The organism is Methylocystis iwaonis (assembly GCF_027925385.1).
Taxonomy (GTDB): Bacteria; Pseudomonadota; Alphaproteobacteria; order Rhizobiales; family Beijerinckiaceae; genus Methylocystis; species Methylocystis iwaonis.
On record NZ_AP027142.1, the window covers coordinates 2,114,398 to 2,135,019 of the forward strand.

General features: G+C 62.5%; 16 protein-coding genes and 1 riboswitch. Of the genes, 8 read left to right on the plus strand and 8 right to left on the minus strand.

Annotated elements, in window-relative coordinates:
• Positions 1-312: 312 nt before the first annotated feature.
• The 3 genes from QMG84_RS10250 to QMG84_RS10260 form a co-directional block, all read right to left on the minus strand.
• A complete protein-coding gene (locus QMG84_RS10250) occupies positions 313-2,700 on the minus strand; it encodes a TonB-dependent receptor (protein WP_281927676.1) in 2,388 nt (795 codons plus the stop codon).
• Positions 2,701-2,979: 279 nt separating this feature from the next.
• Positions 2,980-3,375, minus strand: coding sequence for a cytochrome c-554 (locus QMG84_RS10255; RefSeq protein ID WP_202071773.1), 396 nt, complete (start codon positions 3,373-3,375; stop codon positions 2,980-2,982).
• Between the two features lie 245 nt (positions 3,376-3,620).
• Positions 3,621-4,250, minus strand: a complete 630-nt coding sequence (locus QMG84_RS10260) for an alpha-ketoglutarate-dependent dioxygenase AlkB family protein (protein ID WP_281927679.1) — start codon at positions 4,248-4,250, stop codon at positions 3,621-3,623.
• Positions 4,251-4,670: 420 nt separating this feature from the next.
• Here QMG84_RS10260 and QMG84_RS10265 point away from each other — a divergent pair, with 420 nt between their 5' ends.
• Together QMG84_RS10265 and QMG84_RS10270 are read left to right on the plus strand one after the other, a co-directional pair.
• On the plus strand, positions 4,671-5,384 hold the full coding sequence (locus QMG84_RS10265; protein WP_281927680.1) for a hypothetical protein: 714 nt from the start codon (positions 4,671-4,673) through the stop codon (positions 5,382-5,384).
• Positions 5,385-5,432: 48 nt separating this feature from the next.
• Positions 5,433-5,762 (plus strand): hypothetical protein, encoded by a 330-nt coding sequence (locus QMG84_RS10270; RefSeq protein WP_281927682.1) that lies wholly within the window; start codon positions 5,433-5,435, stop codon positions 5,760-5,762.
• Between the two features lie 516 nt (positions 5,763-6,278).
• Here the strand turns inward: QMG84_RS10270 and QMG84_RS10275 are convergent.
• The 3 genes from QMG84_RS10275 to mog all read right to left on the minus strand — a co-directional run bounded on the left by QMG84_RS10275 (position 6,279) and on the right by mog (position 8,432).
• A complete protein-coding gene (locus tag QMG84_RS10275; protein WP_202071777.1) occupies positions 6,279-6,908 on the minus strand; it encodes a 2,3-bisphosphoglycerate-dependent phosphoglycerate mutase in 630 nt (209 codons plus the stop codon).
• Positions 6,909-6,924: 16 nt separating this feature from the next.
• Positions 6,925-7,740, minus strand: coding sequence for a 4-hydroxy-tetrahydrodipicolinate reductase (gene dapB / locus QMG84_RS10280; RefSeq protein ID WP_281927684.1), 816 nt, complete (start codon positions 7,738-7,740; stop codon positions 6,925-6,927).
• Between the two features lie 149 nt (positions 7,741-7,889).
• Positions 7,890-8,432 carry a molybdopterin adenylyltransferase gene (gene mog, locus QMG84_RS10285; protein ID WP_281927685.1) on the minus strand — a complete coding sequence of 181 codons (543 nt, stop codon included), beginning with the start codon at positions 8,430-8,432 and terminating at the stop codon, positions 7,890-7,892.
• A 345-nt stretch (positions 8,433-8,777) separates the two neighbouring features.
• Here mog and QMG84_RS21410 point away from each other — a divergent pair, with 345 nt between their 5' ends.
• A complete protein-coding gene (locus QMG84_RS21410; protein WP_349362179.1) occupies positions 8,778-9,278 on the plus strand; it encodes a septal ring lytic transglycosylase RlpA family protein in 501 nt (166 codons plus the stop codon).
• 186 nt (positions 9,279-9,464) lie between these two features.
• On the opposite strand, the gene QMG84_RS10295 is transcribed toward QMG84_RS21410, so the two are convergent.
• Positions 9,465-11,282, minus strand: a complete 1,818-nt coding sequence (locus QMG84_RS10295; protein WP_281927687.1) for a putative bifunctional diguanylate cyclase/phosphodiesterase — start codon at positions 11,280-11,282, stop codon at positions 9,465-9,467.
• Positions 11,283-11,727: 445 nt separating this feature from the next.
• Between QMG84_RS10295 and QMG84_RS10300 the strand changes: the two genes are divergently transcribed.
• A complete protein-coding gene (locus QMG84_RS10300; RefSeq protein ID WP_281927689.1) occupies positions 11,728-13,443 on the plus strand; it encodes a fibronectin type III domain-containing protein in 1,716 nt (571 codons plus the stop codon).
• Between the two features lie 182 nt (positions 13,444-13,625).
• Here QMG84_RS10300 and thiC read toward each other — a convergent pair whose 3' ends face one another.
• Positions 13,626-15,452, minus strand: a complete 1,827-nt coding sequence (gene thiC / locus QMG84_RS10305; RefSeq protein WP_281927690.1) for a phosphomethylpyrimidine synthase ThiC — start codon at positions 15,450-15,452, stop codon at positions 13,626-13,628.
• 87 nt (positions 15,453-15,539) lie between these two features.
• A riboswitch (TPP riboswitch) is annotated at positions 15,540-15,633 on the minus strand.
• Between the two features lie 208 nt (positions 15,634-15,841).
• Here thiC and QMG84_RS10310 point away from each other — a divergent pair.
• The 4 genes from QMG84_RS10310 (at position 15,842) to QMG84_RS10325 (ending at position 20,557) form a co-directional block, all read left to right on the plus strand.
• Entirely contained in the window at positions 15,842-16,177 is a 336-nt protein-coding gene (locus QMG84_RS10310) for a hypothetical protein (RefSeq protein ID WP_281927691.1), read from the plus strand.
• A 917-nt stretch (positions 16,178-17,094) separates the two neighbouring features.
• On the plus strand, positions 17,095-19,572 hold the full coding sequence (locus QMG84_RS10315) for a cation-translocating P-type ATPase (RefSeq protein WP_281927693.1): 2,478 nt from the start codon (positions 17,095-17,097) through the stop codon (positions 19,570-19,572).
• Between the two features lie 247 nt (positions 19,573-19,819).
• A complete protein-coding gene (gene dsrE2, locus QMG84_RS10320) occupies positions 19,820-20,320 on the plus strand; it encodes a sulfur carrier protein DsrE2 (protein ID WP_281927694.1) in 501 nt (166 codons plus the stop codon).
• Positions 20,321-20,329: 9 nt separating this feature from the next.
• The gene (locus QMG84_RS10325; RefSeq protein ID WP_281927695.1) at positions 20,330-20,557 is read left to right on the plus strand and encodes a sulfurtransferase TusA family protein; all 228 of its coding nucleotides are present in this window, start codon (positions 20,330-20,332) and stop codon (positions 20,555-20,557) included.
• Positions 20,558-20,622: the final 65 nt, after the last annotated feature.

Consider the following 20,622-nt stretch of genomic DNA (forward strand, 5'->3'; position numbering starts at 1 on the left):
GCGCGAAGTCTTGCCTTGCGGGCCAGGGTTATCCCGCCGCGTGTTATTCCCGACGCTCGCGAAGCGAGTGATACCGTTTCCGTTTGAACAGCTCGGATTGCCATTTGAATCCAGAGCCACAAGAGCGCTCGTTTTGCCCAGCGCCCGTCATTGCGAGCGAAGCGAAGCAATCCAGGGCGGCGATACGGCTCTGGATTGCTTCGTCGCTACGCTCCTCGCAATGACGGCGGTGATGCCTTGTTTATCCGAACGGCGCGAGCGTCGGGAATGACGGCGCCAACCGCTCAAACGTCGACGATCAATCTTCGCCGGTCAGAACTTAGCGTTGACCGTCAGGAAGGCCGAACGCGGCGCGCCGGGCATGATGTTGTTGTTGTTATGCGCCGAGGCGTAGTAGCTCGCGCCGAGAATGTTCTCGACATTCACCTGCGCGGAAATCTGCTCGCTGAGCTTCCAATAGACGGCCCCGTCCCAGCGGGCGTAACCGGGGATGACGACCGCATTGTCCAGCGCCGCGTAGAATTTGGCGTTGTAGATCACGCCCGTGCCGACGCCCAGCACGTCCGGCGCCAGGCCGATGAGCGACGAGACGTCATATTTGTTCCAGAAGGTGAAAGTGTTCTGCGGCACGGACGGCACGACCTTGCCCTTTTCGGTAAAGAGCGGCCCAGTGCCTGCGAGCGGCACGCGGTCGGAGCTCGTGATATAGGCGTGCTGATTGCCGTAGCCGAGCGACACCTGCCATTCCTTGGTCACCTGCCCAACGAGGCCGAGCTCGCCGCCGACCGTGCGGGTATTGGTGAGCACATTATAAAATGCGTTGATCGCGACCGGCTGGTTGCTGCGATTGAGGTTGTAGATGGCGCCGGTGAAGAGCAAGGTCGGCGTGATTTCAGCCTTGAAACCCGCCTCCACATTTTCGAATCCCTGCGGCTGCAAATTCTGCTGCGAGATCGACAGCGTGTTGAACTGATCGCCCGCCGCCGGCAGGAATGTGCGCGAATAGGCGCCGTAGAGCGAGAGTTGCTCGAAGGGCTTGAACACGAGGCCGAAACGCGGCGACCATTTGCCCACGTTGTTGGTGATCGTCTGGCCCCAATAATTGTCGATGGTCGGGGTCGGAGTCGGAAGCGTGTTGACGAATCTGAGCCTGTAGCTGTCGAAGCGCACGCCGGCGAGGATGTCGACGTATTTCGTGACGCTGATCTGATCCTGCACATAGCCCGCAGCAAGATCGAGATCGGTGTGGCGGCGGAAGCTCGGATTATTGAAGACGACCGGCAGGAAGGTCGTGGGAGAGCCGAAGAAAGTGTTGATGTTCGCCGAGCCGGTGAAGGGGTTCAGCCAGCGGGCGTTGTTACGGTTGGTGTCGGACTTCTGATTGCCAAACTCCATGCCGGCAAGCAGCGTGTGCTTGATCTGCGGCGTCATTTGCAGCGTATAGGTCAGGTCCGTCTGGTTGAAGATATTCTGGCGCGGCGTCTGGTTGTTGTAACCGGAGAGCTGCACGCAGGGCGGCAGCGCGCCCGCGCAGCCGGAGAAGGCGACGGCGTTGTTGGCGAAAGTGTTCTGATAGAACTTGGCGTAATTGGCGAAGACGGTCTGGTTCTTGATGTTGACGCCGAAGTCGGTCGTATGATCGATCATCAGAACCGCGCGATCGACGTCGGTCTTGGCGTAGTTGACTGTCGGATTGCCGAAGAAGGTCGAGCGGTCGGTCGGCGACGGATAGCCGGGGTAGAGATCGGCGGCCCCGAGACGCTGCGCCGCCAGGATCGTCGGATTGGCGTTCCAGTTCACCGACGGTATGCCGCGGTCCATCGTGCGGTAGTCGAAGTAATGCTCATAGCTGAGCGTGACGAAGGTCTTCTCGAAAGGCTTCCAGGTGAAAGTCGGATTGATTCCCCACCGCTTCATATTGAAATAGTCGCGGTAGCTGTAAGACTGCTCGAAGAGCCCGTTGACGCGCACGGCGAGCTGATCGTTGATCGCCTGCCCGACATCGAAGGTCACGCGCTTGCGGCCGAAACTGCCCGTCGAGATCTGCACGGCGCGCAGCGTTTCGCCATCCGCCTTTTTCGTCACGCGGTTGACGACGCCGCCGCCGCCGCCGCGGCCGAAGACGAGCGCGCTCGGGCCTTTCAGCACCTCGACCGCCTGCATGTTGTAGAGATCGCGGTAATATTCAGCGTCGTCGCGCACCCCGTCCGTATAGAAGTCCGCGGTTGTGGGCTGGCCGCGAATGGTGATCTGATCGCGCTGCCCCTCGCCCTGCGCCACCGTCACGCCCGGCACATAGGCGAGCGCCTGGCCGAGAGTCAGGCTGTTGCGGTCCTCGAGCTGCTGCTTGGTGAGGATGGTGATCGACTGCGGAATGTCGAGGATCGGCGTATTGGTCTTGGTGGCGGTCGAGGTGCCGTGCGCGACGTAGCCGACAACGCCGCTCGGGCCGCCGCCGAGCGTTTGGCCTTGCGGAATGAAAGGCGTGGGCGCAGGCGTCGCAGCCGTCACGACCGGGGAGACATGAACCGGCGCGCGCTGCGCCGGCGTGCGGACGACGGTCTTCTGCGCATGCCCGACATCGATTTTTGGCAGCGCATGCTGTGCGAGAGCGGGAATGGGAGCGGCAAGAACGGCGGCGATGGCGCAGAGGCTGACGCGAGGATGAATGTAGGGTTTTTGAGGCGCAGTGGGCGTCACCAGGAAAGTCTCCAAGCAGAAGTGGGGGATCGATTGCCGCTAGACTCGATCTCATGTTTCTGCTCGAGTATTGCTGCGTTAAGTCTTTGGTTGCAATAGCTTGAGAACAACCTTGGAAATCTTTCAAGTTTGTCGCTCTTCTTGGCGGAGTTCCGCCAGAACGCTGGTTGGAAATGCGACATTCTGGACAACTATTAAATTTCTTGACTGTGATAATTTTGAAACGAAAAAGCGGCCCTGAATCAGGGCCGCTTTGAACTTAGGACGTGGGCGCTCGAATTACTTGCTGCCGTCCGCCTTGAACTGGGAGACATAGGCCCAGACATTGTCCTGATCGCCTTCCGAGGCGAGGCCCTGGAAGATCATCTTGGTGCCGGGCACCTTGGCCTTCGGGTTCTTGATGAACTCCTTGAAGGAGGCCTCGTCCCAGGTGATGCCCGAGCCCTTCATCGGCTCGGAATAGTTGTAGCCCTCGACCGAGCCGGCCTTGCGGCCGCTGAGGCCATTGAGCTCCGGCGCCACGGCGTTCTTGGCGCCCGGGCCGACCTGATGGCAGGCCTTGCACTTGGCGAAGACCTTTTCGCCCGCGGCGGCGTCGCCAGCGGCGAAGGCCTGGCCGGCGGAAGCGGCAAAAGCGACGCTCGCAGCGAACGTCAGCAGGGAAATCGTCTTCATCCTTGATCCTTTCCTCATCCTCGGCGTTCGCAGTCGCGTTCGCCAACATTCTTTAAAACGCGCGTGCCAATGGGTTCGGCGCTCGCGGCCGCTCTTTGAGACGCGGCGAAACTACAACGAAGGGGCGCTCTGACACAATACCGCCACTTGAGCAGTCTCGAGTTCGCACCTTGGCGCAGATGAGGTGAACCGGAGCTGAACCCCGTTTCGATTTCGCAAAAGCCTCAGCTTTTGTTGAATGCGCGCTAAGTCACGCGTCGCAATGTCAGATTGACTCGCGCGCCCTGCCCGGCGAGCGGCGCCGGCAAGGGCGTGAGGATCGACGGCAAGATGCGGTCGACCCCATGAAAACATAGCCGCGCGGGCCCAGAGAGAATCAGCGCGTCGCCCGAGGAAAGCGTGAGGGCGGTCGTCTTGTCGGCGCGTTTGCGCCCGCCGAGGCGAAAGCGGCAATCGGCGCCGAGCGACAGAGAGAGGATCGGCGCCGCGACATCCGCTTCGTCGCGATCCTGATGCAAGCCCATCTTGGCGTCCGCGGCGTAGACATTGACGAGGCAGGCTTCCGGCGACTTCGGATAGGCGGTCAGCTCATCCCAAATGTCGAGCAGCATCTGCGGGATGGGCGCCCAAGGCGCGCCCGTTTCGGGATGGCGCGGCTCATAGCGATAGCCCCTGTCCTTATCGCTCATCCAGCCGAGCGGCCCGCAATTGGTCATGCGCACCGACATGGGCAGGCCGGATTTCGGCATGCGCGAGGTAAAGAGCGGCGCAGCCGCGATCACATCGGCGATTTCTTGCGCCAAACGCTCCTGCGCGGCGGCGTCGAGAAAGGCCGGGTAGTGAAACGCGCCGGGGGTGATTTGCTGTGCTTGCATCTCGCGTTACTCTACATGGCCGGCTGGCGCTTTTTCTTGTAGACGGCCGCGCTGCGATATGGGTTCCGCTCGACCGGTCCGTTGTCATTCCCGACGCTCGCGAAGCGCGCGATCGGGAATCCAGAGCAGAACCAACGCTCTTGTGGCTCTGGATTCCGGTCGGGCTATCAGCCTGCCGGGAATGACAAATTCCGATGCGCCGAACGAAATTGCCATCGCCTCGCGCGGCAGCTAGACTTTATCGACTAAACAAAGCGACCGTTTCAATTTTCGATCATTCCCGAGGTCCGCGTTATGATGGCTCGAAAGACTCTCGCCGGGCTTTTTTGTGCGCTCCTGACCGGATGCGGGACTTATGTTCCGGAGCTAGCGGACCCGCCAAGCAATCAAGCCGATGGCCAACTTCTCGTTCAAGCGATCGTGCGCAGCGTCAACTGCGAGATGCGCAACGCCGTCGCTTTCGTCATCGATCGAGACAAGGAACTTGCCGCGATAAATGGGCAACGAACCGCCGCCTGGTTCGAAAAATGGGGCGTGCAAGCCGCGCTGACTCTGACCATCGACGAAAAGACGTCCATAAATCCGACGGCGATCTGGACGCCCCCAAATCCGGCGACCGCCTTGTTCTCGCTCGCCGGCGGCGTCTCGGCCTCCGCAGATGCGACGCGGATCGATACGCTCAACTTCTACCATTCGGTCCAAGACCTCTATCGGCTCGGCCCCTGCCCGGCCGGCGACAATGCCGCCGCGCCGATGAAATCCTTGCTCATCCAGGGCGATCTGAAGCTGAGGCAATGGCTGGTCAGCCATGTGCTCGCCACCGGCACAGGCGAGATAACGGCGCCCACCGGGATCGACACGCCGCTGAAGCAGGACGCCCTGTCGCATGAGGTGAGGTTCCTCGTCGCGACGAGCGGCAATATCAATCCGGCCTGGACATTCGTTCACGTCAACGTCAACCCGGCCGGGCCGCTGCTCTCGACGAGCCGGGATCGCACTCACGACCTGCTTTTGACTTTCGGCCCGGTCGATCCGTCGAGCAAGCGATTGGCCAGCGTCGCCGCCGGCACGTTCCAGGCGTCGCAAATCGGCGTGTACATGAGGAGCGCGCCCATTACGCGCTTCGGGTTCTAAATACAGTCGACGCTCTCGTTTTGAATATGCATCAGAAGGAAAGTCGTTATGGCGAGGACCACTAAACCAACGAAAAAAACCGGCGCACTCAAAAAAACGCCGCCCGCGAAGAAGACAAGAAAAGCCGCCACAAAGAAGAGCGCGACGAAAGCGCGGGCTCTCGCCAACGCCCTCGTGGCGCATGCTTCCAAGCCGCTGACCTCCTTCAAGCGTCCGGCGACATGGTATTTCCCCTCGCCCAATGCCAACACTGTCATCGCCTGTGATTGGAACGCCGCCGAGAATCGATACAACCTCAACTGCCGTGAAATTCCGATTACCGACGTGCCGCGCCATGTGGCCGAGGCCATCGTCATCGAGGGGCATAGCTTCGGATAATGCTTGCTCGAGCAAACCGCCGCGACGCGGCGGCGCTCATGCCCCCCGTCATACTATTTCCGATTGAGCTGCTCGCATCGGGGAATGTCATTCCCCCCGGCGGGCTGAAAGCCCGACCGGGAATCCAGAGCCGCAAAAGCGCTGATGCAGCTCTGGATTCCCGATCGCTCGCTGCGCGAGCGTCGGGAATGACTCGAGATCCGCTTGATTGGTTCGGCGCCATTCCCGACGCTCGCGCCGTTTAGACACAGAGGAAATCACCGCCGTCATTGCGAGGAGGCGGAGCCGACGAAGCAATCCAGGGCCGCATCGCTGCCCTGGATTGCTTCGCTTCGCTCGCAATGACGGGCTCTGAGTAGAACCAGCGCTTTTGCGGCTCTGGATTCCCGATCGGGCCTTCGGCCCGTCGGGAATGACATGCGCCAAAGCGAGCTATTCAAACGGAAATGGTATGACGCCGGCCAATCCGGCGGATCTGGTATCAGCCTGACGTTTTTATTGCCGGTTTCGCGGCAACTATCGATGCTCCAGCACCGTCTTCGACGCCACGGTCGAATCCGCGTTGAGCTTGTAGACGATCGGCACGCCGGTCGCGAGCTCCAGCGTCGTCACGCTTTCGGGCGTCATCTGCTCCAGCACCATGCAGAGCGCGCGCAGCGAATTGCCATGCGCCGCGACCAGAACGCGCTCGCCGCGCATCACCGGCGGCAAAATACGCTGGACGTAAAACGGCACGACGCGGGCGACCGTATCCTTCAGACTCTCGCCGCCGGGCGGGGGCACGTCATAGGAACGCCGCCACAGGCGCACCTGCTCCTCGCCCCATTTCTCGCGCGCCTCGTCCTTGTTGAGCCCGGAGAGATCGCCGTAATGGCGCTCGTTCAGCGCGCGATCTTTGACCGTCGGCACATTGGATTGGCCCAGCTCCTCGAAGATGAGCTGCAGTGTATGTTGCGCGCGCAGCAGCGCCGAGGTGAAGCCGGCGCTGAACAGCAGATCGAGTTTCCTCAATTCACGCCCGGCGCGACGCGCCTCCTCGACGCCGAGCGGCGTGAGGTCAGGATTTTTCCAGCCGGTGAACAGATTTTTGGCGTTCCATTCGCTCTGACCGTGCCGGACGAGGACAAGCGTGCGGTTCATGCTCATGTCGGTCTCGCAAATCTCACGCGCCGGAAAGGCCCAGCACATCAGCCATGGAATAGAGCCCGGGCGCTTTTTCCCGCGTCCAGAGCGCCGCCGCGATCGCGCCGCGCGCGAAGATGCCGCGATCCTCGGCGCGGTGGGAGAGCTCGATGCGCTCGCCCATGCCGGCGAAGATCACCGTATGTTCGCCGACGACCGAGCCGCCGCGCAGCGCCGCAAAGCCGATGTCGCCGGCCTTGCGCGGCCCGGTGAGCCCGTCGCGGCCGCGCGCGCTATGCTCGGCGAGATCGATCCCCCTGCCCTTTGCGACAGCTTCGCCCAGCAGCAGCGCCGTGCCCGAGGGGGCGTCCACCTTCATCTTGTGATGCATCTCGACAATCTCGGCGTCCCAGCCGGGCCCCAGCGCCTTGGCCGCCTTTTCGACGAGGACGGCCAGCAGGTTGACGCCGAGGCTCATATTGCCGGAGCGCACGACAACCGTCTCGCGGGCGGCTTCGGCGATTGTCGCGAGTTCTTCCGGGGCAAGGCCGGTCGTGCCGATGACATGGGCGACGCGCTTTTTGGCGCAAGCCTTGGCGACCGCCACTGTGGCCGCGGGCGCTGAGAAGTCGATGACCGCATCGGCCTGCGAAAGCGCTGACTCTATGTCGCTCGTCACCGGCACGCCGTTGGGCGCCTGCCCGAAGGCGGCGCCGCTGTCGGCGCCGATCGCGGGCGACCCTTCGCGCTCCACAGCCGCGACGAGCCGCACGCCCAGCGTGTCGGGGATGGCCCGCGTCAGCATACAGCCCATACGGCCCGCCGGGCCCACCACGACCAGACGCAAATCGCTCATCTCTTCAAGCCCTCGCCTGCGGCATGCATCAAGACGCGCGAACCGGCGACTCGGGCCTTCTACGCGTATCTCCCTATACAGACCGGAGGGCCTCAAGAGAAGCCTTCCCATTGTCGCGGCGCCAAACGGCTTACTGCCCGTACGGGTAGTTACTTCTTCGGCCGGAAGGCTTTCACCCGCGCCGGGTCCGTCTCGATATAGGCGGCGCCGATGAGGTCGAGGCAATAGGGCACGGCGGGCATAACCGCGTTCAGGCACAGCTCTATGGCGGCTGGTTTTCCGGGCAGGTTGATGACCAGGCATTTGCCGCGATGCGCCGCAAGCTGGCGCGAGAGAATGGCGGTCGGCGTCTGCGCGAGCGAGACCTGCCGCATCAATTCGCCGAAACCCGGCAGCTCGCGCGGACAGGCGGCGAGCGTCGCCTCCGGCGTCAGATCGCGCGGGCTCGGGCCCGTGCCGCCGGTCGTGACCACGAGGTCGCAGCCGACGTTGTCGGCGAGGTCGATCAGCGTATCCCGTACGCTCTCGAACCCATCCGGGATCACCCGGCGCTCGATGCGGAAGGGCGTCGTCAGGACGGAGGTGAGATAGGCCTCGATCGCCGGTCCGCTCTCGTCCTTGTAGACGCCGGCGCTGGCGCGGTCGGAGGCGGTGACGACGCCGATGACGGCGGGGCGTTTGATGTCGGTCATGCGTTGAGTTCTCCCCCGAGCCTTTTGGCGCCTCGCCGCCCATTTGTCAGCCTCTCTCGATGGCAAGACATATGCGAGACGATATGGCTGGCTGCCGCCGAATACGCCAACATGAGCATCGTTTTATCGATAATCTAAAGACAGGCGTCGCGGCATGTTCTTAAATGAGGCGATTATGCGCCATGAATAGGCAGAAGTGTATCAGGACATTTTCGCCACATTCCGCCTTTAGACCCCGCATCCTCACTTCCAACCACGCCTGATCGAAATGAGATGGACGCATCTAATATGGATGCGCTCAAATCTTTATTTCGTGGAATGGCCTCACAAGGAGCTGAATACGGAATGAAGCGTGTTTCTGTTGTCGTAGCCGCGTTAGGTCTGATGAGTGTTCCCGCCGCCGCTCAGGATTTTGTTTCACAACTCTTCGGCGGTTCCGACGCTGCCTCGCAACAACAGCAGTCCATCCCATCGCGTCACCACGGCCGCCACGCCGCAAGCGACGACAACGTCTTCGGCTACGCCATGCCCGAGAACGCGCGCTCTTTCGTGGCCAACGCCTCCTATTATGGCGGCGGCCCGCGCAAATATGAGCCCAACAGCCACACGGCGAACGGCGAGCGCTTCAATCAATGGGGCCTGACCGCCGCCCATCGCACCCTTCCGCTTGGCACGCGGCTGCTCGTTTCGCATGGCGGCCGCTCGGTCGTGGTGCGGGTCAATGACCGCGGCCCGGCGGCCTGGACCGGCCGCAGCCTCGATCTCTCGCGCGGCGCCGCCTCGCGGATCGGCCTCATTTCCGCCGGCACGGGCGCCGTGCATGTGCAGGTGCTCGGCCGCAGCTAAGACGCATGAGCGGCGCCCGGCCTCGGAGGTCGGGCGCCTCGACGAATGGGGGTTCCGCTTGATTGGTTCACCGCCGTCATTGCGAGGAGCGTCAGCGACGAAGCAATCCAGGGCAGCTACGGCGGCCCTGGATTGCTTCGCTTCGCTCGCAATGACGGGCGCTGAGCATAAGTCGCCAGCATCCGCTCAGGCGGCCGCATCCCCTCTTCGTTCGGTCAGCCAATCTCTTATCTCGTCGATTGGTTTCGGTTCGCTGTACCGGAACCCTTGCAAGCACTGACAACCGGCCAGCCGCAACAAATCCGCTTGTTCTTCGGTCTCGACCCCCTCGGCCGTTACCGCCATGTCCAACCCATTCGCGATGTAGATCGCGCCGGCGACGAGCACGCCGGCTTTTTTGTCGGTCGCGATCCGACCGGCGAGGGACTTGTCGATCTTGATCCTGTCGAACCCATATCGTTGCAGATAGGCGATGCTCGTATAACCGACGCCGAAGTCGTCCAGGGCGATCGAAACGCCCATGCCTTTGAGCGACGCGATCACAGCCATCGCCCGCTCGGGATGATCGATCAGATAGCCCTCGGTCAGTTCGAACTCGAGGCGCTGCGCGGGAAAACCAGTCTCGGCGAGAACGGCGGCGATCTTCGCTTCGAAGTCCGGGTCGCGGAATTGCGCCGGGGAAACATTGACGCTGAGATTTAGCCCCTTGGCCTCGAGAATATCCTGGCAGGCCCGCCGCAGAACGAAAAGCCCCAGCGGATTGATCAAGCCGCTCGCCTCGGCGACGCAGATGAATTGGTCGGGACCGATGGCGCCGGCCGGACGGCGCGGCCATCGCAACAGCGCCTCCACCGAGACGATGTCTTTCCCCTCGGCGTCGACGATCGGCTGATAGAAGACCTCGAATTGTCCGTCGTTCAGTCCTTGCCGGATTTCTCCCTCGAGTTCCTGCTGTCTGTGACGTGCGGCGTCGAGCGCGGCGGAATAGACTCTTACGCCCGCTTTGCCATTTTCTTTGACGTCGTACATGGCCGCATCGGCCCGGCGAAATAATTCCCCGGCGTCACATGCGCCTTGCGCGGCGCAGGCGATGCCGACGCTGGCCCCGATTTGGATGGCGCGCTCTCTGATCCGGATCGGCTCGGTGAGATTCGCCACGACACCCGCTGCGAACATATCGGCCTGCGCTGCCGCATCGCTCGCCGAAATCAGCGCCGCAAACTCGTCGCCGCCGAGGCGCGCCAGGACAGCGCCTTCAGGCAGCAAGCGCTGGAGTTCGCCTGCGACGATCTCGATCACCCTGTCGCCCGTTTCGTGGCCGTAGGCGTCGTTGACGTCTTTGAAGCCGTCCAGATCGACGAATATCACCGCAATCTGCCTATGCGCTTCCTCGCTCGCCCGATGCATCTCCTCGAGTTGCGACATGAGCGCTCGGCGGTTCGGCAGCCCGCTCAACGCGTCGAGATTGGCCAGCCGAAGATTCTCTTCGCTGAGACGCTGTGTCTCTTCCTGCTTTTCGAGCAGGGAGCGGCGCGACGAGACCAGATTGGCGAAATCACGATTGTAGATCATCAGGATCACGATCATGCCAGGGGAAACGAGCGCAAGATTGATCGCCGCCGATCTGAAATGCCCTTCTTCGGCGAAGAAAAAATAGATGCTGAAGGGAGCGACGCCGAACAATGTGACGCTCAAAGCTGCGGACCGTAGATGCATCAGGCAGAAAGCGCCGCTGATCAGCGACAGGCCGAGGAAAAACACCAACTGGCCCTGGGCGTAAGCATCGCCATAAGGGAACAGCGCCATTCCCCACGCGATGAAGGCCAGAGCCGATATGAAAGCGAGCCTGTTCGTGCGTCGCATATAGCGGACGACGACATCGTCGGAGACGGGGGCGCGGCCGATGCGCCACCAAGCAACGCCGCGTCCGAGACCCGCCAGACACAAGGCAAGCGGCAAGTAAATCGAAATCCAGGGATGACCGAATTTCGCGAATGTAAACACGACAGCGGCCGTATTGATCGACAGTATAATATAAAGAAGGGGATTTGCTTGGCGAAAGCATGAAACTGCGCCCGCACAAGCTCCATATCATCGGTCGGCGCTTGAAAAAGCCGAACGAATTTGGCGGCAATTTCTCTTCCCAAGGCCTTCGATCCTTGTATCCAAGCCCGCGGGCCGGAGGCGCGCTGCGGCGCGAAAAGCCGAAGATTACGAAGAGCGCGTGCATAAGTCATTAACTGAAAAGGGTTTGAAGCTGCGCCGTCGGGGTTGGCGCGGCGCCTCGAGCCGTCGCCTGGTTTATATTTACACCGCCGACTATTCCATAAAATTATTCGAATAATTTTATAGTATTTTTTCAGATATCTGGCGCCAACGGATGTATACAAGCTAGGTCGTGGCGCTCGGAGAGCGTCAGATGTTCCTTCCTATTCCAATTGGTGCCAGAATGACCAACCAGCGTTTAAAGGCGCAACTGGTTACGACCGTCATCGGATGCTTGATTAGCCCGTCGACCTTCGCCGCCAATTCCTGTCCGGCTCCCTGGAGCGCGTCGGCCACCTATGCCTCGCCGGGCAATCTCGTCAGCGAAAACGCGCTCGTCTATCGAAACAATTGGTGGACGCAAGGCGACGAGCCCGCCACCCATAACGGCGTCTATCCGGGCTCTGGCCAGCCGTGGACCAATGTCGGCGCCTGCGGCTCCTGCGTATCCGCGCCGCCGGCCCCCACTGGTCTGGCGGCCTCCGGGACGACGAGCGCCGCCACGACGCTGAGCTGGAGCGCCGTCACGGTCCCGTCCTGCGTCGTGACCGGCTACAAAGTTTACAAGAACGGCGCCCTGCTCGGGACAGTCACCGGCGCCAGCGTCGCCGTCTCCAATCTCTCGCCCGCTACGAGTTATAGCTTTGCGGTCGCGGCGGTGGACGCCGCCGGCGACTCGCCGCAATCGTCGCCGATTACTGTGACGACGCAAAGCGCCAGCGGCGGCGGCGGCGGCAGTACCGGCGGCTCCAGCCAAAGCTCGGGAACGATCAACTTCCATCTCTGGCTCGGCGTGAACACGGCGCAGGATTCCCTCACGCTGACGGGCGGAAATTTCGACGATCTGATCGCCTCGAACGTCATCGCCGGCGTGATGTATTCTCACCTCGTGAAGGAAGGCTTCCCCGGCGTTCAGTTCAACAACGACTATCTGATCGGCTCGATTTTCGCGCAGCTTTTGCAGGAGAATATCGAGACCCAGCTCTATACGTCGAGCTCCGATCTCATCGATCCGTCGCCGCTGCAACAGGCGGTGATGGGGGTTGGCCAAGGCGGGCCCTATCAGATCAACAATTATGCGGCGGATATGGTCTCCGGCAGCTACAATCCGGACGGGCATTCGCTCATCAATTATGTCGCGATCCAGAAAAACATCGGCTTCACCATCGCCAACGCCGCGCAGCAGCACACGCTGTCGACGCCCGGCTCCTTCAACAACAAATATTACGGGCCGATGTTGCCGGCCTTCTTCCACTACAACGATCTTGTCGCGCTGAACGTCACCGGAAAGGGCGCGGGCGGCTGGGTCACGCCGTGGGAGCCGGATTTCGACAATGCGCTGGTCAGATTCAAGACGCTGCCGAACAGCTTCCTCGAAGTGATCGCCAATGCGGCCTACAATCAGGGCTTTTACGGACCTTTGGTGTCCCGTTACAGCAAGCTCGGCGCGAGCGCGACGGCGGCCACGGTGGCCTCGGTCAATTCCTACGCCTCGGTCTGGGGGAGCACGGACACTTACGCGCAGTATCCGTATCAGGTGCACTATTACCTGGATCAGCTCTACGGAAACCCGATCCCCACGACGAGCCCCACCGCCGTCGTCACGCCGCAGAACCACGTCGTCATCAGCATGAGCGCGCTGGCGAATGTGTTTTCCAAGGTCGTCCAGACGCTCGACTATTCGAACGGAACGGCGCCCGCGCAAATGTTCACCGCCAATCAGGCCGCGGCGGCGTTCACGTCGAGCCTGACGAAGAACGCCGTATCGACGACAGCCTCGCTCGATTTGAGCAACGCCTCGTCGCGCGCGGTGATGTTCGCGGTGATCGACAATGCTTTGTCGAATTTGGAGACGGCGGTCGGCATGAAGTTCAACGCCACGACCTTGTCGCAGCTTTGACTCGAACAGTTCGCGGAGGTTCTGTCATTCCCGGCGGCGCAGCCCGACCGGGAATCCAGAGCCAAAATTGCAATGGTTGCTCTGGATTCCCGATCGCTCGCTTTGCGAGCGTCGGGAATGACAGCGGATCACGGCGGAGACGAAGGGCGCTGCCAGATTATGAGCCCTACGCGCGCACGCCCTCACCCCCGCACGTAAATCTGCGCGCCCTTCTCCATGAACTCCTCGGCCTTCTCGGCCATTCCCTTCTCGCGCGCCTCGATCTCCTTCGCCTCCTCGCGCAAATCGCGCGTGATCTGCATGGAGCAGAATTTCGGGCCGCACATGGAGCAGAAATGCGCGACCTTATGCGCCTCCTTGGGCATGGTCTCGTCGTGATATTGGCGCGCGGTGTCGGGATCGAGACCGATCTCGAACTGGTCGTTCCAGCGGAAGTCGAAGCGGGCGCGGCTCATGGCGTCGTCGCGCTCGCGCGCCGCCGGATGGCCCTTGGCGAGGTCGGCGGCATGGGCGGCGATGCGGTAGGTTATAACGCCTGTTTTAACATCATCGCGATCCGGCAGGCCCAAATGCTCTTTAGGCGTTACGTAACACAGCATCGCCGTGCCGAACCAGCCGATCATCGCCGCGCCGATGCCGGACGTAATATGATCGTAGCCGGGCGCGATGTCGGTGACGAGAGGACCCAGCGTGTAGAACGGCGCCTCGCCGCAGGCTTTTAGCTGCTTGTCCATATTGGCTTTGATCTTGTGCATCGGCACATGGCCGGGGCCTTCGATCATCACCTGGCAGCCCTTCTCCCAGGCGATCTTGGTCAGCTCGCCGAGCGTCTCCAGCTCCGCGAATTGCGCGGCGTCATTGGCGTCGGCGTTGGAGCCGGGGCGCAGGCCGTCGCCGAGCGAGAAGGAGACGTCATATTTGCGCATGATGTCGCAAATCTCGTCGAAGCGCTCGTAGAGGAAGCTCTCCTTATGTTTGGAGAGGCACCAGCGCGCCATGATCGAGCCGCCGCGCGAGACGATGCCGGTGACGCGATTCGCAGTGAGCGGCACGAAAGCGAGGCGCACGCCGGCGTGGATGGTGAAATAATCGACGCCCTGCTCAGCCTGCTCGATCAGCGTGTCCTTGAAGACCTCCCAATCGAGCTTCAGCGCATCGCCGCCGACCTTCTCCAGCGCCTGATAGATCGGCACGGTGCCGATCGGCACGCTGGCGTTGCGGATGATCCAGTCGCGGATGTTGTGGATGTTGCGGCCGGTGGAGAGGTCCATGACCGTGTCTGCGCCCCAGCGCGAGGCCCACACCATCTTCTCAACTTCCTCGGCGACCGAGGAGGTCACGGCGGAATTGCCGATATTGGCGTTTACCTTCACAAGGAAGTTGCGGCCGATGATAACCGGCTCCAGCTCCGGGTGATTGATGTTGGCCGGGATGATGGCGCGGCCGCGCGCGATTTCCGAGCGCACGAATTCGGGCGTAACGAATTCGGGAATGTCAGCGCCGAAGCTTTCGCCGTCGGCGATGCGTTCTTTGGCGGCGTCGAGCGCGCGTTCGCGGCAAAGGTTCTCGCGATGCGCGACATAGATCATCTCTTCCGTGACGATGCCGGCGCGGGCGAATTCGAGCTGGGTGACGGGCGCGGCGCCGGCGGCGCGATAGAGCTTGCGCTCAGCCGGGCATGGCGGCACGAGCCGCTCGCCTTCGGCGAAGCCATTGTCCTCGGGCTTGACCGCGCGACCCTGATAGGCCTCCAGCCCGGCGCGCGTCGCGAGCCAGGGCCGCGCCGCCGGCAGGCCGGCGGAAAGATCGGGCGTGAAATTCTCGCAGCCATAGGGGCCGGACGGATCATAGACCCGCAAGGGCGCCTCGCCGGACGATGGATCGAGCGCGATCTCGCGATAGGGCACGCGAATGTCGGGGCGCCCTTCGGGCGAGGAATAGAGCTTGCGCGACTTGCCGATCGGGCCGGTGGTGACGCTGAGCGGCGTGCGTTTGTCGTGGATGTTCATCGTCGCGCTTCCTTCGATCGCGCTCCTTCAAAGGGAGCGGATGAGGGCCAGGCGGACGAAGAACGGAATCCGGATGAGGGGCGCGAGCGCGCCCTGCCCTGGCATTCCCTCCGCCGGCATGACCCGGATCAGGTTCGACGGGTGCTTCTCAGCCGCGCAAGCGGCGCCCCTCGCCATCGGCGGAAAGCTAGCGCGTTGGAGTTTCGGGAGCAAGGCCGTCCGGCGCGTCGGCGCTTTCTCCATGCGTGGAACCGGCGTCCAAAACGCCTTTTCTCGGGGCGTGCGCCGGGCCTCTTTTCTCGCCGCTGTCATAATTCCTTTTTCGAACTGTGCTTTGGACGGCCGAGCGACAAGCTCTAGAGTCCACGCAAGAATGTCGAGCGTCCCCCATGAAAAAGCTACAGCTACTGTTTCTCTTCGCTCTTTTTCCCGCCGTCGCCTACGCCGCGGACGACGCCGTCGAATGCTCCAAAAAGCACGATGGCTCCGTGAAATGTGACGTCAAGAAGGACAAAGTGATCGTCGACGAGATCGTCGTGAACGGCGGCGGATGCACTATCCCGAATAACGATAAGGTCCTGCACCATCCCTATAAGGTTGGCGACAAGTTCACCGTGCCCGCGAAGAGCGACTCCCCCCTGCCCGGCTTCGACGATTGCAGCTACGTCCGCATTGTCACCATCAAGACTCACGACGGCAAGAAAAAGACCTTCGACGCGCTCTAAGCGCATTCCGCAAAAGCTCACAGACTTTTGCGAAAAGAATGCGCTCCAGCTTTTGAATTTGCGCGCTTTCTCTGCGCTCGCACGATTCCGTGCGAGCGGAAAGCGCGCTAAGCGGCTTGCGAGGTCGTTTTCCCAGGGCGCTTGAAGACAAGCGCCGTGAGATGTGGCGGTAACGCCCCTCGTGCTTCGAGACGCCTGCTGCGCAGGCTCCTCAGCATGAGGAGCTTCTGCAACTTCGCCAAACACTTAGGCCTCATCCTGAGGAGCGAGCGACGCTCGCGTCTCGAAGGACGATGCCGCCTCGGAAATTTGTCGACATACTGAGGGCGCTTGAAGACAAGCGCCCTTTTCTTTGTTGGAGGCCGACCGCTTTTGCGGAACGCGCCTTAGTTGCCCTCTGGCGCCCCTGCTGTCGCGGCGCCTTCGAGGATTATATTTCCGCTCGGATCATGCGGTTCAGCGTAAGGCAGCGCCGATCCCCATCTCGGCGCGACGACGACGTTAGGCGGAAACGGCGCGCAAAATCCGCTCACATATTGGCGATCACACCGGAAATGCGCGAAAGCTGAACCCGGGCTCCACAACGCGACAAGCAGAAACAAGGAAAGGATCGTCTTTAACATTTCCATCCTCCCAAAGGCGTCGCCCGCCTGACGAGCAGGCGCAGACATCATCGTTATAGTACTGTCATGAAAGGCTGGTAGGGGCAGATGGCGCTTTATCCATGAGGCCACCGCGGCGGCCGAGGCGAAAGGCGTCTCCCTTTCACCGCACGCCGCACGTAAATTCGCGCGGCTTCGCGATTCTTTGCGAGCGGAAAGCGTGCTAGGGCCTGGCCATCTTTTTCGGCCGGATGCTCTTCAATGGTAGCGCGATCCGGACTAGGTTGAGCCGGACCATCCTGCCCAGCCAGCGACATGAAAACCCCTCTTTGTGGGCTCTCCTCACAGGACGCCGCGCAGCTCCTCGCCGAATACGGCCCCAATGCGCCGCCCGAGGCGCCGCCGGTCGGCATTCTGCAAATAGCGCTACGCACGCTGAAAGAGCCGATGTTCTTTCTGCTCGCGGCGGCGGCGACGCTTTATCTTTTCGTGGGCGATCTCGGCGAAGGGCTCTTCATGGTCGCGGGGGCGGGCGCGTCGATCATGCTCGTCGTTGTCCAGGAGCTGCGTAGCGAGCGCGCCCTTCAGGCCCTGCAGCGGCTCGCAGAACCCACGGCGCATGTCATTCGCGACGGCGCGGAACGGCGAATCCCCGCGCGCGATCTCGTTCCCGGAGACATGATCCTCGTCGGCGAGGGACAGCGCGCGCCCGCCGACGCCATTGTCCTTGCCGGCGACGCGCTTGTCATCGACGAGTCTATCCTCACCGGCGAATCCGCGCCGGTCACGAAGACGCTTGCCGGCGACGGCGCGGCGCTCGCCTTCCCGGACCCCGGCGGCGATTACACGCCCTTCCTCTACGCCGGCTCGATGATCGTGCGCGGCTCCGGCGTCGCGCGGGTCGCGCGCACCGGCGCGCGCACGGCGGTCGGCGGCCTCGGGGCCTCGCTTGCGGCGATCAAAGGCGAGCCGAGCCCGTTGCAGAAACGCACCGGCGCGCTGGTGGCGCGGCTCGGCGCCTTCGCTTTGCTCTTCTGCGCGCTGGTGATCGTCGCTTACGGTCTCGTGCACGGCGACTGGTTCGAGGGGGCGATCGCCGGCATCACCCTCGCCATCGGCCTGCTGCCGGAAGAATTCCCCATGGTGCTGGCGATTTTTCTCGCCATCGGCGCCTTTCGGCTCGCCGGCCGCAATGTGCTCGTGCGCCGCTCATCCGTCACCGAAACCTTGGGCTCGACCTCCCTCCTTTGCGTCGACAAGACGGGCACCCTGACTGAAAACCGTATGGCTGTGGCGCGGCTCTATACCGGCGATGGCGTCGAGCCCGTTCCCGACGCGCCCGACGCCGAGCAGCACAGGCTGATCCAGGCGGCGCGGCGCGCGTCGAGCGTCAACCCGGTCGATCCGATGGATCGCGCCGTGCTCGCGATGGCCGACAGGCTGGAAATCCCCGCGGGCGGGACGGCGACCGAGAGCTTTCCGATTAAGCCGGAGCTGCTTGCTTTCATTCAATCCTGGCGAGTGGACGGCGGCGCTCTGAAAGCCGCCAAGGGCGCGCCCGAGGCGATCTTCAGGCTGGCCCGAACGAGCGAAGCGGAGCACGCGCGCTATGCGAGCGTCATCGAGGAGATGGCGCGGGAGGGATTGCGCGTGCTGGCGGTCGCGCAGACGCCGACCGTCGTCGACGGGCTCGAAGAAGCGCCCTACGCCGTCATCGGCCTCGTCGCCTTCGAAGACCCGATCCGCGACGACGTTCCCGAGGCGGTCGCCGCCGCGCGGCGCGCCGGCGTCTCGGTCGCAATGATCACCGGCGATTATCCGGCGACGGCGCTCGCCATCGCCAAAGCGGCGGGCATCGACATCAGCGGCGGCGTTCTCACCGGCGCGGAAATCGCACAGATTCCGCCCGGGGACGTCGCTCGAAAAATCCGCGACGTGCGCGTCTTCGCCCGCGTGATGCCGGCCAACAAATTGGCGCTCGTCGAGGCGTTCAAGGCGGATGGCCATATCGTCGCGATGACCGGCGACGGCGTAAACGATGGGCCTGCGCTCGCGGCCGCGCATATCGGCATCGCCATGGGCCAACGCGGCTCGGACGTTGCGCGCGAAGCCGCCCATATCGTGCTGCTCGACGACCGCTTCGCCTCCATCGTCGCCGGCGTGGCGCTGGGGCGGCGCATTTCCGCCAATCTGCGCAAGGCGCTGACGTACGTCACCGCGATTCACATTCCGATCGCCGGCCTCGCACTCGCGCCCATTCTGATGGGCCTGCCGCCCATGCTGCTTCCGGCGCATGTGGTGCTGATGGAATTGATCATCGATCCCACCTGCTCCCTCGCCTTCGAGGCCGAGCCCGCCGAGAGGGACGCCATGCTGAAGCCGCCGCGCCCGCAAAGCGAGCCGCTCTTCGGGACGCGCGATCTGTTGCTCGGCGTTGCTCAGGGTCTGTCGGTGTTTCTCGCCGTGTTGAGCGTCTATGTTTTCGCCAATGGGTTCGGGGTCGCCGAGCCCGAAGGGCGCGGGCTCGCCTTCGCGACGCTGATCATCGGCAATCTGACGCTGGCGCTGTCCGACGCTTTGCCCAAAGGCGTTTCGCCCTTTGCGCGCGAGAACCTGTCTTTCTGGGCGATCGCCGCAGCGGCGCTCTCGGTCGTCTCCGCCGGACTCTACTTCCCGCCGCTCGCCGGGCTGTTGCGCTTCGACCCGCCCGACATGACGGCGCTCGGGCTCGCGGCGCTGCTCGCGATCAGCGCCGGCGGATGGTACGGCATGTGGCGGCGGCTGATTGGTTGATACGACGTCCGCTCGGTTGGTTCGGCGCCACTCCCGACGCTCGCACCGTTTGGATACACAGGAGTCACCGCCGTCATTGCGAGGAGGCGGAGCCGACGAAGCAATCCAGGGCCGCATCGCCGCCCTGGCTTGCTTCGCTCGCAAACGGGCGCCCGACATCCGCTGTTCGCGGGTGGTTTGCCTTTTTGTCCCGTCGGCTGGTATGGGCTTTGCCTCGCAGGCCGGGGGGCCAAGGAACGGACGCATCGTGACACAAGAGACGGCCCAAAGCCGCAAATCGCTCACCATCATCGTCTCGAAAGGCACGCTGGACTGGGCCTATCCGCCCTTCATTCTCGCGACGACCGCGGCGGCGATGGACATGGACGTCACGCTCTTCTTCACCTTCTACGGCCTCGGCCTCCTCAAGAAGGAACTCGATCTCGAGGTTTCCCCGCTCGGCAATCCGGCGATGAAAATGCCGATCGCCGGCGCGCATCTCGGCATGCCGAATCTTCTTGCCGCGCTGCCGGGCGTCACCGCCGGCGCGACGGCGATGATGAAAAACATGATCGAGAAGAAGGGCGTCGCGAAAATCGACGAGCTGCGCGACATTGCGCTGGAGAGCGGCGTGAAGCTCGTCGCCTGCCAGATGACCATGGACCTCTTCGAGTTCAAGAAAGAGGACATGATCGAGGGCGTCTCTTTCGGCGGCGCAGCAACCTATCTCGAAGAGGCCGCCAAGGCCGACATCAACCTCTTTATCTGACGAATGACCATGACCGAGAAAACCGTAGACGCGCGTGGCCTGAACTGCCCCATGCCGATCCTGAAAACCAAGAAAGCCTTGACTGAAATCCCGGTCGGTGGGCTCTTGGAGGTGCTCGCCACCGACTCCGGCTCGATGGCCGATTTCGAAGCCTTCGCGCGCCAGACGGGCGACGAGCTGGTGACCGCGGAAAAGACCGCCGAGCATTACCGCTATGTCATCCGGCGGCGGCGCTGATCGCTATCTTGTTGCGCCTGCAAATTAATTCTGTGGCAAATACGTAACATTACCTAGTAATTTCA